13 protein-coding genes are annotated in these 15,541 nt (G+C 65.0%); 11 read left to right on the top strand and 2 right to left on the bottom strand.

Annotated features, from left to right (window positions below):
* Window positions 1–7: 7 nt before the first annotated feature.
* Window positions 8–295: an Asp-tRNA(Asn)/Glu-tRNA(Gln) amidotransferase subunit GatC gene (gene gatC / locus DM373_RS10220; RefSeq protein WP_110993452.1), complete on the bottom strand. Its 288-nt coding sequence runs from the start codon at window positions 293–295 to the stop codon at window positions 8–10.
* A gap of 207 nt (window positions 296–502) precedes the next feature.
* Here gatC and mreB point away from each other — a divergent pair, with 207 nt between their 5' ends.
* From mreB to tldD, 8 genes are all read left to right on the top strand, one after another.
* Window positions 503–1,540 carry a rod shape-determining protein MreB gene (gene mreB / locus DM373_RS10215; RefSeq protein ID WP_003255163.1) on the top strand — a complete coding sequence of 346 codons (1,038 nt, stop codon included), beginning with the start codon at window positions 503–505 and terminating at the stop codon, window positions 1,538–1,540.
* Between the two features lie 215 nt (window positions 1,541–1,755).
* A complete protein-coding gene (gene mreC, locus DM373_RS10210) occupies window positions 1,756–2,739 on the top strand; it encodes a rod shape-determining protein MreC (protein ID WP_244215055.1) in 984 nt (327 codons plus the stop codon).
* Window positions 2,739–3,227 (top strand): rod shape-determining protein MreD, encoded by a 489-nt coding sequence (gene mreD / locus DM373_RS10205; protein WP_110993450.1) that lies wholly within the window; start codon window positions 2,739–2,741, stop codon window positions 3,225–3,227. Before mreC ends, mreD begins: the two co-directional genes overlap by 1 nt.
* 32 nt (window positions 3,228–3,259) lie before the next feature.
* The gene (locus DM373_RS10200) at window positions 3,260–3,859 is read left to right on the top strand and encodes a Maf family protein (protein ID WP_110993449.1); all 600 of its coding nucleotides are present in this window, start codon (window positions 3,260–3,262) and stop codon (window positions 3,857–3,859) included.
* Window positions 3,860–3,912: 53 nt separating this feature from the next.
* Entirely contained in the window at window positions 3,913–5,370 is a 1,458-nt protein-coding gene (gene rng / locus DM373_RS10195) for a ribonuclease G (RefSeq protein WP_110993448.1), read from the top strand.
* Window positions 5,371–5,458: 88 nt separating this feature from the next.
* On the top strand, window positions 5,459–9,268 hold the full coding sequence (locus tag DM373_RS10190) for a YhdP family protein (RefSeq protein WP_110993447.1): 3,810 nt from the start codon (window positions 5,459–5,461) through the stop codon (window positions 9,266–9,268).
* Between the two features lie 13 nt (window positions 9,269–9,281).
* On the top strand, window positions 9,282–10,133 hold the full coding sequence (locus DM373_RS10185) for a carbon-nitrogen hydrolase family protein (protein WP_110993446.1): 852 nt from the start codon (window positions 9,282–9,284) through the stop codon (window positions 10,131–10,133).
* Between the two features lie 2 nt (window positions 10,134–10,135).
* Entirely contained in the window at window positions 10,136–11,575 is a 1,440-nt protein-coding gene (tldD, locus tag DM373_RS10180) for a metalloprotease TldD (protein ID WP_110993445.1), read from the top strand.
* A 62-nt stretch (window positions 11,576–11,637) separates the two neighbouring features.
* Here the strand turns inward: tldD and yjgA are convergent, their stop codons facing one another.
* A complete protein-coding gene (gene yjgA / locus DM373_RS10175) occupies window positions 11,638–12,159 on the bottom strand; it encodes a ribosome biogenesis factor YjgA (protein WP_110993444.1) in 522 nt (173 codons plus the stop codon).
* Window positions 12,160–12,268: 109 nt separating this feature from the next.
* Here yjgA and pmbA point away from each other — a divergent pair, with 109 nt between their 5' ends.
* The 3 genes from pmbA to DM373_RS10160 all read left to right on the top strand — a co-directional run bounded on the left by pmbA (window position 12,269) and on the right by DM373_RS10160 (window position 15,524).
* The gene (pmbA, locus tag DM373_RS10170) at window positions 12,269–13,615 is read left to right on the top strand and encodes a metalloprotease PmbA (protein ID WP_110993443.1); all 1,347 of its coding nucleotides are present in this window, start codon (window positions 12,269–12,271) and stop codon (window positions 13,613–13,615) included.
* A 138-nt stretch (window positions 13,616–13,753) separates the two neighbouring features.
* Window positions 13,754–14,155: a FagA protein gene (locus DM373_RS10165; RefSeq protein WP_110993442.1), complete on the top strand. Its 402-nt coding sequence runs from the start codon at window positions 13,754–13,756 to the stop codon at window positions 14,153–14,155.
* Window positions 14,148–15,524 (top strand): class II fumarate hydratase, encoded by a 1,377-nt coding sequence (locus DM373_RS10160; protein WP_110993441.1) that lies wholly within the window; start codon window positions 14,148–14,150, stop codon window positions 15,522–15,524. The genes DM373_RS10165 and DM373_RS10160 overlap by 8 nt, the downstream gene beginning before the upstream one ends.
* Window positions 15,525–15,541 lie beyond the last annotated feature (17 nt).

Genomic DNA, 15,541 nt, shown 5'->3' with positions numbered 1-15,541 from the left:
CTATCCCTTAATCGATGACTTTCGGAACCAGGTACAGACCGTTCTCGGTCGACGGGGCGACGGCTTGATACTGGTCGCGCTGATTGCTCTCGGTGACCTGGTCGGGACGCAGGCGCTGGGTGGTTTCCAGCGGGTGGGCGAGGGGCTCGATGCCTGTGGTGTCGACGGCTTGCATCTGGTCGACCAGCCCGAGAATGCTGTTCAAGGCGTCGGTAATGCGTGGCAGCTCGCCTTCATTCAGGCCCAGACGGGCCAGATGGGCGATCTTTTCCACGTCGGAGCGTTGCAGCGCCATGGGGATCTCCAGGGGAACGATAAACGGAATTGTCCGCTAACAAAATGAGGAACATGTCAGGATTCTGGCGGTCAAAGGGCCGCGATCATCGGTAGGCATGCTCGGAAAAACAGCCAATTTAACATATTGGCTCCTTGCCCAAAATCCCTGCCATTGTTAGAGTTTGCCGCACTTTTTTACCCACGCTTTCCCCAGGGTCACTTTCCCATGTTCAAGAAACTGCGTGGCATGTTTTCCAGCGATCTGTCTATCGACCTGGGTACTGCCAACACCCTTATTTACGTGCGTGAGCGCGGTATCGTCCTGAATGAGCCCTCGGTTGTTGCCATCCGTACCCACGGCAACCAGAAAAGCGTCGTCGCTGTCGGTACCGAGGCCAAGCGCATGCTGGGCCGTACGCCCGGTAACATCGCGGCCATTCGTCCGATGAAGGATGGCGTGATCGCCGACTTCAGCGTTTGTGAAAAAATGTTGCAGTACTTCATCAACAAGGTTCACGAAAACAGCTTCCTGCAGCCCAGCCCTCGCGTGCTGATCTGCGTGCCGTGCAAGTCGACCCAGGTAGAGCGTCGCGCCATTCGCGAGTCGGCCCTGGGTGCCGGTGCCCGTGAAGTGTTCCTGATCGAAGAGCCGATGGCCGCTGCCATCGGTGCCGGCCTGCCGGTCGAAGAGGCCCGCGGTTCGATGGTCGTCGATATTGGTGGCGGTACCACCGAAATCGCGCTGATCTCGCTCAACGGCGTGGTCTATGCCGAGTCCGTGCGTGTTGGCGGCGACCGCTTCGACGAAGCCATCGTCACCTATGTGCGCCGCAACTACGGCAGCCTGATCGGCGAATCCACCGCCGAGCGCATCAAGCAGGAAATCGGCACCGCCTACCCAGGCGGCGAAGTGCGCGAAGTCGACGTCCGTGGCCGCAACCTGGCCGAGGGCGTGCCACGTGCCTTCACCCTGAACTCCAACGAAGTGCTCGAAGCCCTGCAAGAGTCGCTGGCGACCATCGTCCAGGCGGTCAAGAGCGCCCTGGAGCAATCGCCACCCGAGCTGGCCTCGGACATCGCCGAGCGTGGCCTGGTGCTGACCGGTGGCGGCGCGCTGCTGCGTGACCTGGACAAGCTGCTGGCCCAGGAAACCGGCCTGCCGGTGATCGTCGCCGAAGACCCGCTGACCTGCGTCGCCCGTGGCGGCGGCCGCGCCCTGGAAATGATGGACAAGCACGCGATGGACCTGCTCTCCAGCGAGTGAGCCCTGACGCTGCCGTTTCATCGCCCGGTTTACAGGTAGCACGCGCAGTGCTACCTGTATGCGCTGGGTTGGCGCCCGTGAGGGCGTCGTTTTCCGTCAATTCGCAAGCAGGCCGGTGCGTTGCCCCATGTTCAGTGACTTCCTGAGTCGTCCGCGAGGAACGGCCCATTAAACCGCTTTTCTCCAAAGGCCCCTCGCTGGGCGTGCGCCTGCTCGTGCTGGTGGTGATGTCGATCGCACTGATGGTGGTCGACTCGCGTTTCGACCTGCTCAAGCCCGTGCGCAGCCAGATGGGCCTGGTGTTGATGGAGTCCTACTGGATCACCGACCTGCCGCAGCGCATGTGGCAGGGTGTGGCTGGCCAGTTCGGCAGCCGCACCGAGCTGATCGCCGAAAACGAGAAACTCAAGACCGAAGCCTTGCTGCTGCAAGGGCGCCTGCAAAAGCTGGCGGCCTTGACCGAGCAGAACGTGCGCCTGCGTGAGCTGCTCAATTCCTCGGCGCTGGTCAACGAGAAGGTCGAGGTTGCCGAGCTGATCGGTGTCGACCCCAACCCGTTCACCCACCGCATCCTGATCAACAAGGGCGAGCGCGACGGCGTGTTCCTCGGCCAGCCGGTGCTCGATGCCCGTGGCCTGATGGGCCAGGTGGTCGAGCTGATGCCGTACACCTCGCGGGTGCTGCTGCTCACCGATACCACCCACAGCATTCCGGTACAGGTCAACCGCAACGGGCTGCGCGCCATCGCCAGCGGCACCGGCAACCCGGAACGCCTGGAACTTCGCCACGTGGCCGACACCGCCGACGTCAAGGAAGGCGACCTGCTGGTCAGCTCCGGCATGGGCCAACGCTTCCCGGCCGGCTACCCGGTGGCCACGGTCAACGAAGTGATCCACGATTCCGGCCAGCCATTCGCCATCGTCCGCGCCATCCCGACCGCCGCGCTCAACCGCAGCCGCTACATGCTGCTGGTGTTCAGCGACCGACGTACCCCGGAAGAGCGTGCAACGGAAGCTGCGATTGCCCAGGAAGAAGCCGACCGTCAGGGTGCCGGGCATGGCCAGGCACCTGCGGCCCCGGCAACGCCACCCGCGGCCAACGCCGCGCAGCCTGCGCCCGCCGCGGCTCCGGCCCCTGCCGCAAACGTTACGGCCCCGGCCCACCCGGCCGCGGCGCCCGCTCAACCCCGGAGGCAATAATGGCCAGCACCCGTAGCAGAAACGGCTGGGCCATCTGGCTGACCTTTGCGGTCGGCCTGTTGCTCAGCGTCTCGCCGATGCCTCAGTTCATGGAAGTGTTCCGGCCCATGTGGCTGGCGTTGCTGCTGGCGTTCTGGACCCTCACTGTGCCCACTAAGGTCGGCATGACCACCGCCTTCGTGCTGGGCCTGGCCGAAGACGTGCTGTACGGCACCTTGCTGGGGCAGAACGCACTCATCCTTACCCTCATCACGTTCCTCGTGCTGTCGCTGCAGCAGCGCCTGCGCATGTTCCCCATGTGGCAGCAGAGCCTGGTGATCCTGGTGATCTTCGGTATCGCCCAACTGATCCAGCTATGGCTCAGCGCCCTGACCGGCAACCGCCTGCCAACGCTGGCGCTGGTCTGGTCGGCGGTGATCAGTGCCTTGCTCTGGCCGTGGGTCAGCTTCGCCCTGCGCGGCTTGCGCGTGCGCTTGCATATTCATTGACGCTGCGCCACCACTGACAGGGAGATGTCCATATGCCTCAACTTTACCTGGCCTCCGGTTCGCCGCGCCGTCGTGAGCTGCTGACCCAGATCGGCGTGCCGTTCACTGTCGTCAGTGCCCCCATCGATGAAACCCCATTGCCCGGCGAAGCCCCGGCAGCCTATGTCGAGCGCCTGGCCCAGGCCAAGGCGGTGGCCGGTTTCGCCCACACCGACGGCAACGGCGTGGTGCTGGGCGCGGACACCACGGTGGTGCTCGACGATGAAATCCTCGGCAAGCCAGAAGACCGCGAACACTTCCTGGCCATGCTCGGCGACCTGTCCAAGCGCGAGCACCAGGTGCTCACCGCGGTGGCGCTGACCGACGGCCAGCGCAGCATCAGCCGTTGCGTCAGCACCAGCGTGCGTTTTCGTGCCATCTCCTTCGAAGAAGCCCTGCGCTACTGGGCCAGCGGCGAACCGCTGGACAAGGCCGGTGGCTATGCCATCCAGGGCTTGGGCGCGGTGTTCGTCAGCGGCATCGAGGGCAGCTATTCGGCCGTGGTCGGCCTGCCCCTGAGCGAGACCGCCGAGCTGCTGGAGCAATTCGCCGTTGCCGTCTGGCAGCCGCAAGAGGGTTCGAAACCGCGCTAGCCAGCCATCGCGCAGCGATCCATCATTACCGAAAACCTTGACGAGAGCCTGCCATGAGTGAAGAGATCCTGATCAACATCACCCCGATGGAATCACGCGTGGCAGTGGTGGAGAACGGTGTCCTGCAGGAGGTGCACGTAGAGCGCACCCAGCGCCGCGGCATCGTCGGCAACATCTATAAAGGCAAGGTGGTCAGGGTGTTGCCGGGCATGCAGGCGGCGTTCGTCGATATCGGCCTTGAGCGTGCGGCGTTCATCCATGCCTCGGAAATTTCCCTGCGCGAAGGGTCGGCGGTAGAGACCATCACTGCACTGGTGCATGAAGGGCAGGCACTGGTGGTGCAGGTGACCAAGGACCCCATCGGTACCAAGGGCGCGCGCCTCACCACCCAGTTGTCGATCCCTTCGCGCTACCTGGTGTACATGCCGCGCAGCAGCCATGTCGGCATCTCGCTGAAAATCGAGGAAGAAGCCGAGCGTGATCGCCTCAAGCAGGTGGTCACCGATTGCATGGCCCAGGAAGAGATGAAGGACGCCGGCGGGTTCATCCTGCGCACCGCCGCCGAGGGCGCGCGTGCCGAAGACATTCTCCAGGACATCCGCTACCTGCGCCGCCTGTGGGAGCAGATCGGCTCGCAGATCAAGACCTGTGGCGCCCCTACCGTGATCTATGAAGACCTGGGCCTGGCGCTGCGAACGCTGCGCGACCTGGTCAACGCCAAGATCGAGAAGATCCGCATCGATTCGCGGGAAACCTTCCAGAAGACCACGCAGTTCGTCGGCGAACTGATGCCGGAAATCGCCGATCGCCTCGAGCACTACCCGGGCGAGCGGCCGATCTTCGACCTGTATGGCGTGGAGGATGAAATCCAGCGTGCCCTGGAGCGCAAGGTGCCGCTCAAGTCCGGCGGCTACCTGGTGGTCGACCCGGCGGAGGCCATGACCACCATCGACGTCAACACCGGCGCGTTCGTTGGCCATCGCAACCTTGAAGAGACCATTTTCAAGACCAACCTGGAAGCGGCCACAGCCATTGCCCGTCAACTGCGCCTGCGCAACATCGGCGGGATCATCATCATCGACTTCATCGACATGGAAGACGAAGAGCACCAACGCCAGGTGCTGCGCACGCTGGAAAAGCAGTTGGAGCGCGATCACGCCAAGACCAACATCATCGGCATCACCGAGCTGGGCTTGGTGCAGATGACCCGCAAACGCACCCGCGAGAGCCTTGAACAGGTGCTGTGCGAGCCGTGCGCCGCCTGCCAGGGGCGCGGCAAGCTGAAGACGCCCGAGACCATTTGCTATGAGATCTTCCGTGAGATCCTTCGCGAAGCCCGCGCCTACCAGGCAGAGGGCTATCGGGTACTGGCCAACCAGAAGGTGGTCGACCGGCTGCTGGACGAAGAGTCGGGTAACGTCGCCGAACTTGAGGCTTTCATCGGGCGAACCATCCGCTTCCAGGTCGAGTCCATGTATTCCCAGGAACAATATGATGTGGTGCTGCTCTGACCGTCATTGAACGTATCTGTCCCAGGGGCGGGCTGGCAAAGCGCTATTCAGCGGCCATAGTTAGTGGACGACTTGGAGGGCCTTGGCCATGGAGCGTCTGACCCGCGTTCTGAGCGCCTTGACCCGCTGGGGGTTGGCAATTTGCGCCCTGCTGGCGGTGCTGGTGGCGCTGTACGTCAGCCTCGGTCGGCAACTGATACCGCTGGTCGCCGAATACCGTGCGGACGCTGAGCTCAAGGCCGAACAGGCCTTGGGCCTGCCTGTGCACGTAGGGGCGCTGGAAGGCCGCTGGAGCGGCCTGGCCCCGGTCCTGCGGGTGCGCGACCTGCAACTGGGCGAAGGCACCGCCGCGCTGCGCCTGGACGACGTCAAGCTGGTGCCGGACCTGTGGGCCAGCCTCAAGGCGCGCGAAGTGCGCCTGGCGCGCATCCAGCTCGGTGGCCTGCAGTTGATCCTGCGTGAAAACGAGCAGGGCGCCTGGGCCCTGGAAGGCTTGCCGCACAAGGATGATGCGCCGCTCGACCTGGCAGATGCCCTCAAGCGCCTGCGTCAGTTGGGCCGGGTCGACCTGTTCGACAGCCAGGTTACCTTGCACCCGTGGCAGCGCGATCCCCTCACCCTCACCTATGTCAGCCTCGGCCTGCAGGCCGGTGCCTCGCGCCAGAGCCTGGACCTGCGCGCCACCTTGCCCGATGGCCAGCCGCTGGCCGTTAGCCTGCGCAGCCGGGCCACGGCCAAGGCCTGGCGCGATGGCCAGGTCGAAGCCTATTTCAGCCTGCCGCAGAGCGACTGGGCGCGCTGGCTGCCGCCGCGCCTGCTGGGCCAGTGGCAAGCCGATACCCTGCGGGCCGGCGGGGAATTCTGGGTGGACTGGAGCCAGGGCCAATTGCAACGCGCCGTGGTGCGTCTGAATGCACCGCAACTCAAGGGCGCCTACAGCGAGCGTAAAGCGGTCGCCCTGGACAACCTGGCGTTGTCGGCCTGGTTCCAGCGTCGTAGCGAAGGTTTCGATGTAGCCGTGGACTCGCTCGCCGCGAGCATCGGCAAGACCCGCTGGGAATCTCACCTGCAATTGGCGCAGCGTGCCGGACAGACGCCGGCCGAGGAGTCCTGGCAGGTCCAGGCCGATCGCCTCGAGCTGACGCCCCTGACCCCCTTGATCGACGCCCTGGCGCCGCTGCCGGACAACCTCAAGGCCGTGGTCGATGCCCTCAAGGTCACGGGTGCCTTGCGCAATGTGCGCCTGGACATCCGCCCCAAGGCCGAAGGCGACCAGCGTGTGCAGTTCGCCGCCAACCTGGAGAAGGTCGGCTTCGACGCCTACCACGGAGCGCCTGCGGCCGGGAATGTCAGCGGCGCCATCAGCGGCGACCTGGGGCAGGGCGAGCTGCGCCTGGATACCGAAGCGTTCATGCTGCACTTGTACCCGATCTTCGCCAAACCCTGGCATTACCAGAAGGCCAACGCCCGCCTGACCTGGAAGCTCGACAAGGAAGGATTCACGCTGATCGCCCCCTACATCAAGGTGCTGGGCGAGGAGGGCAAGATCGCGGCTGACTTCCTGATCCGGCTGCTGTTCGAAGAGGGCCGCGAAGACTACATGGACCTGCGGGTCGGCATGACCGAAGGTGACGGCCGCTACACCGCCAAGTACCTGCCCGAGGTGCTCAGCCCGGCGCTCGACGAATGGCTGCGCAGTGCCATCGTCAAGGGCAACGTCGACGAGGGCTACTTCCAGTACCAGGGCTCGCTCAACCATGGCGCGCCGCCACATGCCCGCGACATCAGCCTGTTCTTCAAGGTGCATGACGCGGCATTGGACTTCCAGCCGGGCTGGCCGCAGGTGCAGCAGGTGGACGGCGAGGTCTTCATCGAAGACACCGGTGTTCGCGTCAATGCCCGAAGCGGCATGCTGCTCGACACCAAGGTCAGTGATGTGCGCGTCAACATTCCACATGTCGACGCGGGGCAGCACAGCCACCTTTACCTGGATGGCGATTTCGACGGCAGCCTCGGCGATGGCCTGAAGATTCTCAAGGAAGCCCCCATCGGCACCGGGGCGATCTTCGCCGGCTGGGAAGGCGAGGGGCCGCTCAAGGGCAAGGTCAAGCTGGACATTCCTCTGGAGCATGGCCAGCGGCCCAAGGTGCTGGTGGACTTTGCTACCGCGAACGCCACGCTCAAGGTGGCGCCGCCAACCCTGGAACTGAGCCGCCTCAAAGGTGATTTCAGCTTCGATTACGACAAGGGGCTGAGCGGCAAGGACATTGCTTTGCAGGCGTTCGGCAAGCCGGTCACGGCGCAGATTGCCGCCGAAGGCAAGGACGGGCAGATCCAGAGCCGCATCACCGCCAATGGCCAGGTGGGCCTCAAGGCGCTGACCGACTGGCTGCAGTTCCAGCAGGCGCTGCCTGTTTCGGGTGAGCTGCCCTATCAGTTGCAATTGCTGCTGGGCAGCCGCGATAACCGGCTGACCGTCAACTCCTCGCTCAAAGGCCTGGCCATCGACTTGCCGGCGCCATTCGGCAAGGCGGCCTCGGATATCCGCGACAGCCGCTTCAGCTTGACGTTGCAAGGCCCGGAGCGGCGTATCGATGCAGGTTATGCAGACCTGGCCCGCTTTGCCTATGCCGCGCCCGCCGACAAACTTGGCCAGGGCCGTGGCGAACTGCTGCTGGGCAGCGGTGAGGCCAACCCGCCCGGCGGCCAGGGCTTGCGGGTCCGTGGACACCTCGAAACGCTGGACCTGGCCCCCTGGCAGGCACAGATGTCGAGCCTGGCCGGCCAGGACCCAGGCGGCAGTGCCCGGCAGAACCTGCAAGGCGTCGACCTGAGCATCGGCCAGCTCAAGGCTTTCGGCATGGACCTCAACCAGGCCGTGGTGCGCCTGTCGCGCAGCGGCCCAGCCTGGGACCTGCGTCTGGACAGCAAGGAAGTGATCGGCAATGCACGTATTCCCGATGCCAAAGGTGTGCCGCTCACCATCCGCCTGCCATCGCTGCGCCTGCCGCCCGCCGATCCAGGCGTGACCGCGCCGGAGAACGCCCCGGACCCGTTGGCCGGCGTCGACCCACGCAACGTGCCGCCGCTGGACCTGACCATCGACAAGCTGTATCGGGGCGACGACCTGTTCGGCAGTGCAACCCTGAAACTGCGCCAGGTGCCCCGTGGTATCGCCCTCAGCGACGTCGATCTGGACCTCAAGGGCCTGCACATCGATGGCAGTGGCGGTTGGGAAGGTGAACCGGGCAGCACGTCGAGCTGGTACAAGGGCCGCCTGGACGGCAAGAACCTGAGCGATGTGCTCAAGGCCTGGGGCTTTGCGCCCACCGTGACCAGCCGTGACTTCCGCATGGACGTGGATGGCCGCTGGCCGGGCTCGCCGGCCTGGGTGAGCCTCAATCGCTATTCGGGCAGCCTCGACGCGGCGCTGCGTTCCGGCCAGTTCATCGAGGTCGAAGGCAGCGCCCAGGCCCTGCGGGTGTTCGGCCTGCTCAATTTCAACTCGATTGGCCGGCGCTTGCGCCTGGACTTCTCCGACCTGTTCAGCAAGGGCCTGGCCTACGACCGGGTGAAAGGCCTGCTGGTGGCGAGCGAGGGGGTGTACGTGACCCGCGAGCCGATCACCGTCACTGGCCCGTCGAGCAACTTCGAGCTCGATGGCACCCTGGATCTGGCGCGCGATCGGATCGACGCCAACCTGATGGTGACGCTGCCGGTGACCAACAACCTGCCGCTCGCCGCGCTGATCATCGGTGCGCCGGCGGTGGGTGGGGCGCTGTTCCTGGTCGACCGCCTGATCGGCGACCGTGTGGCGCGTTTTGCCAGCGTGCATTACCGCGTCGAGGGGCCGGTGAAAGAGCCTAAAATCACCTTTGTGAAACCTTTTGATAAATAAGCCCGGGGTTGCGATGACGTCAGCAGTGATCCAGATGGTCAGCCAGGACGATGTGCTGGCCAACCTGCAACGTGCTGCTGCGCTGCTCGAGCAGGCCGCTGCCGGCGGCGCGCGGCTGGCGGTGCTGCCAGAGAACTTCGCGGCCATGGGCCGGCGCGACGCTGCCGCCATCGGGCGGGCCGAGGCCCTGGGCGAGGGGCCGATCCTGCCGTGGTTGAAACGCACGGCCCGCGACCTCAAGTTATGGATTGTCGCCGGCACGTTGCCGCTGCCACCGGTCGGCCAGCCTGAGGCAAAGTCCCACGCCTGCTCGCTGCTGATCGATGAGCACGGCGAGATCGCCGCGCGCTACGACAAGCTGCACCTGTTCGACGTGGATGTGGCCGACAACCGTGGCCGCTACCGCGAGTCGGACGATTACGCCCATGGCAGCCAGGTGGTGGTCGCCGATACGCCAGTGGGGCGCCTGGGCTTGTCGGTGTGCTACGACCTGCGCTTCCCCGAGCTGTACAGCGCCCTGCGCGCTGCCGGTGCCGAGCTGATCAGTGCACCGGCGGCGTTCACCGCGGTGACCGGCGCGGCGCACTGGGAGGTGCTGATCCGTGCGCGGGCCATCGAGACCCAGTGCTATGTACTGGCCGCCGCCCAGGGCGGCATGCATCCAGGGCCGCGGGAAACCCACGGCCAGGCGGCGATCGTCGACCCTTGGGGGCGGATCGTCGCGCAACAGGCGCGCGGCGAAGCGGTCTTGCTGGCCACGCGCGACAGCGAAGAACAGGCGTCCATCCGGGCGCGCATGCCGGTGCTTACCCACCGGCGCTTTTTCCCGCAGGACGCTTTGCGGCCTGCGCAGACCTCGGAGTGACTATGAGCCAGATGTTATCCACCGTCAGTGAGCAGCTCCTGGCCCCGGGCGGATTGACCCTCGACAGCTTGCAGACGGTGCTCGGCGAGTTGGCGGGCCCCGGTATCGACGCGGCAGACCTGTATTTCCAGGGCCAGATTTCGGAAACCTGGGCGCTGGAAGATGGCATCGTCAAAGAAGGCAGTTTCAACCTCGACCAAGGCGTGGGCGTGCGTGCCCAGTCCGGCGAGAAAACCGGCTTTGCCTACAGCAATGCGATCAACCTTGAAGCCCTGACGTCGGCCGCTCGCGCCGCCCGCTCGATCTCCCGCGCCGGGCAGAACGGCACGGTGCAGGCGTTCCGCAGCCAGGACGTGACCGCGCTGTATGCGCCGGACAACCCTCTGGACGTGCTCAGCCGTGCCGAGAAGGTCGAGTTGCTCAAGCGCGTCGATGCCGCCACCCGTGCGCTCGATCCGCGGATCCAGCAGGTCAGCGTGAGCATGGCCGGGGTGTGGGAGCGCATCCTGATTGCCGCCGCCGATGGCAGCCTGGCTGCCGACATTCGGCCGCTGGTGCGTTTCAACGTCAGCGTGATCGTCGAGCAGAACGGCCGTCGCGAGCGCGGCGGGCAGGGCGGTGGCGGGCGTACCGACTACCGCTATTTCACCGAGGAGCGGGTGATGGGCTACGCCCGCGAGGCGCTGCGCCAGGCGCTGGTCAACCTCGAAGCGATCCCTGCGCCTGCCGGTACCCTGCCGGTGGTGCTGGGCTCTGGCTGGTCCGGCGTGCTGCTGCATGAAGCGGTCGGCCATGGCCTGGAGGGCGACTTCAACCGCAAGGGCAGCTCGGCGTTCAGCGGGCGCATCGGTGAGAAAGTGGCGTCGAGCCTGTGCACCATCGTCGACGACGGCACCCTGCAAGGGCGCCGCGGTTCGCTGAGCGTCGATGACGAAGGTACCCCGACCGAGTGCACCACGCTGATCGAGAACGGCATCCTCAAGGGCTACATGCAGGACAAGCTCAACGCCCGCCTGATGGGCATGGCGGTGACCGGTAACGGCCGTCGCGAATCCTACGCCCACCTGCCGATGCCGCGCATGACCAACACCTACATGCGTGCTGGCGACAGCGACCCGCAGGAGATCATCGCCTCGGTGAAGAAGGGCATCTATTGCGCCAACCTCGGCGGTGGCCAGGTGGACATCACCAGCGGCAAGTTCGTGTTCTCCACCAGCGAGGCCTACCTGATCGAGGACGGCAAGATCACCGCGCCGGTCAAGGGCGCCACGTTGATCGGCAATGGTCCGGAGGCGATGAGCCGGGTGTCGATGGTCGGCAATGACCTGGCACTGGACAGCGGTGTGGGGACGTGCGGGAAGGATGGGCAGTCGGTGCCGGTGGGCGTTGGCCAGCCGACCCTGAAGCTGGACGCCATTACCGTGGGCGGTACGGGCGCTTGATGAACGATCGCGGGGCAAGCCCGCTCCCACGTTTGTGGGAGCGGGCTTGCCCCGCGATGGGCTCAACGCAGGCCGCGCTGAGTCTCGTCGAGCTCGCGGATGTACTTGAACACTTTACGCATGGCAGCAGGCGGCTTGTTCCGCGCCTTCTCGTGCTGGGCATGACGGATCAGCGAGCGCAGTTGCTGGCGGTCGGTGTCGGGGTACTCGTTGACGAAGCGCTCGAGGTCCTCGTCGTTACCGTCGATCAGGCGGTCGCGCCAGCGCTCGAGGTTGTGGAAGCGCTCGTTGTACTGACGGGTCGAGCTGTCGATCTGGTCGAGCACGGCATGGATGGCGTCCAGGTCCTGCACGCGCATCAGCTTGCCGACGAACGACATGTGGCGTTTACGGGCGCCATGGGCAACGTGCTTGCTGGCCTCGGCCAGCGCCTTGCGCAGCTCGTCGGTCAGCGGCAGGCGCGCCAGGGTGTCGGCCTTGAGGGTGGTGAGGCGCTCACCGAGTTCGACCAGCGCATGCAGCTCGCGCTTGATCTGGGTTTTGCTTTTTTCGCCATCGAAGGCGTCGTCGTAAGAATCAACCATGGGGGCCGTCCGCAAGAAATCGCCGCCATGATAACCAGTCGGGGGCCGCTTGTCCGGCCCGGTCGTAGAATGACCCAAGCCGTACGCAGAATTTTCAGTGGAGAGAACCATGAGTGCAGTCCAGAGCGTAGGCCCCAAGGACCTGCCGGCGTTGCAGGAACAGGTCGAAGCGATCGTCGCCGAAGCGCGTCGCCAGGGCGCCAGCGCCTGCGAAGTGGCGGTGTCGCTGGAGCAGGGCCTGTCCACCAGCGTGCGCCAGCGCGAAGTCGAGACCGTCGAGTTCAACCGCGATCAGGGCTTCGGCATCACCCTCTACGTTGGCCAGCGCAAAGGCTCGGCCAGCACCTCGGCCAGCGGCCCTGAGGCGATCCGCGAGACCGTCGCGGCGGCACTGGCCATCGCCAAGCATACTTCCGAAGACGATTGCTCGGGCCTGGCCGATGCGGCGCTGATGGCCCGGGAGCTGCCCGACCTCGATCTGTACCACGATTGGGACATCGAGCCGGAAAAGGCCATCGAGATGGCGTTGGCCTGCGAGGCTGCCGCCTTCGATGCCGACAAGCGCATCCTCAATGCCGATGGCACCACGCTCAATACCCACCAAGGCGTGCGGGTGTACGGCAACAGCCATGGCTTCATCGGCGGCTACGCCTCCACCCGCCACAGCCTGAGCTGCGTGATGATCGCCGAGGGTGACGGGCAGATGCAGCGTGACTACTGGTACGACGTCAATCGCCAGGGCCATTTGCTGGCCGACCCGAGCAGCATTGGCGTGCGCGCCGCCCAGCGCGCCGCCAGCCGCCTGGGGGCCCGACCGGTGCCGACCTGCGAAGTGCCGGTGCTGTTCAGTGCCGAGTTGGCGGGCGGGCTGTTCGGCAGCTTCCTTTCGGCGATCTCCGGCGGCAACCTGTACCGCAAGTCGTCTTTCCTCGAAGGTACCCTTGGCCAGCGCCTGTTCCCCACCTGGCTGACCCTGGATGAGCGCCCGCACATTCCGCGAGCGCTGGGCAGTGCCTCGTTTGACGGTGATGGTCTGGCTACCTACGCCAAGCCATTCGTCGACAAGGGTGAGCTGGTCTCCTACATCCTCGGCACCTATTCCGGGCGCAAGCTGGGGCTGCCGAGCACCGCCAACTCCGGCGGTGTGCACAACCTGTTCGTCACCCATGGGGTCGAGGACCAGGCGGCGTTGATCCGTCGCATGGGGCGCGGCCTGCTGGTGACCGAGCTGATGGGGCACGGCCTGAACATGGTCACCGGCGACTATTCCCGTGGTGCGGCCGGCTTCTGGGTAGAAAACGGCGAGATCCAGCATGCGGTGCAGGAAGTGACCATCGCCGGCAATATGAAAGACATGTTCCAGCAAATCGTGGCGATTGGCAGCGATATCGAAACCCGCAGCAATATCCACAGTGGCTCGGTACTGATCGAGCGGATGACGGTGGCGGGCAGCTGATCTGCCGCTCCCACGGGCCTGATTGCAAAGCCTGATAAAAACCCGGCCATCGCGCCGGGTTTTTATTTGCCTTTCGGCTACCTTGAATTGATTCTATTTATCAATTAATAATGAATATCATTACCCAGTCATCCGGCGATGATCTTCATGAAAACCGTCCTCCACGAACTGCCCTACCTGGAAAACTGGTGCTGGCTCAGCCGGCGTATTCGTTGCGCCCTGGAGCCTGACGAGCCACGCCTGATCGAGCACTACCTGGCCGAAGGCCGTTACCTGGTGTGCTGCACCGAGACCTCGCCATGGACGGTGGCAATGACCTCTTTCCGCCTGCTGCTGGATACCGCCTGCGACCGCATGCTGCCCTGGCACTGGCGCTGCCTGTGCCTCGACCAGGCGTGGCGCCCGTTGCTCGACCTGCGCAACCTCGATCGCCAGGCGCACAACGAGCGCTGGCAACCCTTTGCGATGCAACTGGCCACCTGTGTGCTGTTGCCGTCGATTTCTCCCGAAGAACTGATGCAAGGACTTGAAGATGAGTGATACCCGTATCGAGCGTGACAGCATGGGTGAACTGCAGGTGCCGGCCCAGGCCCTGTACGGCGCCCAGACCCAGCGCGCGGTCGACAACTTCCCGGTCAGCGGCAAGCCGATGCCGGCCCAGTTCATCCGCGCCCTGCTGCTGGCCAAGGCGGCCGCGGCCAAGGCCAACGTCGAACTGCAGCAACTGAGCCCGGAGCAGGGCGGGGCGATCGTCAAGGCCGTGGAGCAACTGCTGGCCGAGGATTTCATCCAGCACTTCCCGGTCGATGTGTTCCAGACCGGCTCCGGCACCAGTTCGAACATGAACGCCAACGAGGTGATCGCCACGCTGGCCAGCCGTGTGCTCGGCGAGCAGGTCAATGCCAACGACCACGTCAATTGCGGCCAGAGCAGCAACGACATCATCCCCACCACCATCCACGTCAGCGCTGCCCTGGCCCTGCATGAGCAATTGCTGCCGGCCTTGCGTCACCTGACGCAGGTGATCGAGCGCAAAGCCGTCGAAGTGCACAAGTACGTCAAGACCGGCCGCACCCACCTGATGGATGCCATGCCGGTGCGCATGAGCCAGGTGCTCGATGGCTGGGCGGCGCAGATCAAAGGCGCCCAGGCCCATGTCGAGGCCACGCTGCCGAGCTTGCAGGCGTTGGCCCAGGGTGGCACCGCAGTCGGCACCGGGATCAATGCCCACCCGCAATTCGCGGCTGGCTTCGCTCGCCAGCTCAGTGGCCTGACCAAGGTCGAGTTCACTCCAGGCCAGAACCTGTTCGCCCTGATCGGCTCTCAGGACACTGCCGTGGCGTTGTCCGGCCAGCTCAAGACCACCGCGGTGGCGCTGATGAAGATCGCCAACGACCTGCGCTGGATGAACTCCGGCCCGCTGGCCGGCCTCGGTGAAATCGAACTGCAGGGCCTGCAGCCGGGCTCGTCGATCATGCCGGGCAAGGTCAACCCGGTGATCCCGGAAGCCACCGCGATGGTTGCCGCCCAGGTGATCGGCAACGACGCCACCATCGCCGTGGCGGGGCAGTCGGGCAACTTCGAGCTCAACGTGATGCTGCCGGTGATCGCCCGCAACCTGCTGGAAAGCATCGAGCTGATGGCCAACGTCAGCCGCTTGCTGGCCGACAAGGCCATCGCGACCTTCAAGGTCAACGAAGGCAAGCTCAAGGAAGCGTTGTCGCGCAACCCGATCCTGGTTACCGCGTTGAACCCGATCATCGGTTACCTCAAGGCTGCCGAAATCGCCAAGACCGCCTACAAGCAGGGGCGGCCGGTGATCGACGTGGCGCTGGAGCACACCGACCTGTCCCGCGACCAGCTCGAAGCGCTGCTGGACCCGGAAAAACTCACCGCCGGCGGCATCTGAGCCAAGGCTGCCCAGGA

Origin of the sequence: Pseudomonas sichuanensis (assembly GCF_003231305.1) — a bacterium.
Taxonomy (GTDB): domain Bacteria; phylum Pseudomonadota; class Gammaproteobacteria; order Pseudomonadales; family Pseudomonadaceae; genus Aquipseudomonas; species Aquipseudomonas sichuanensis.
This window is presented reverse-complemented; position numbering and strand designations above follow the sequence as displayed.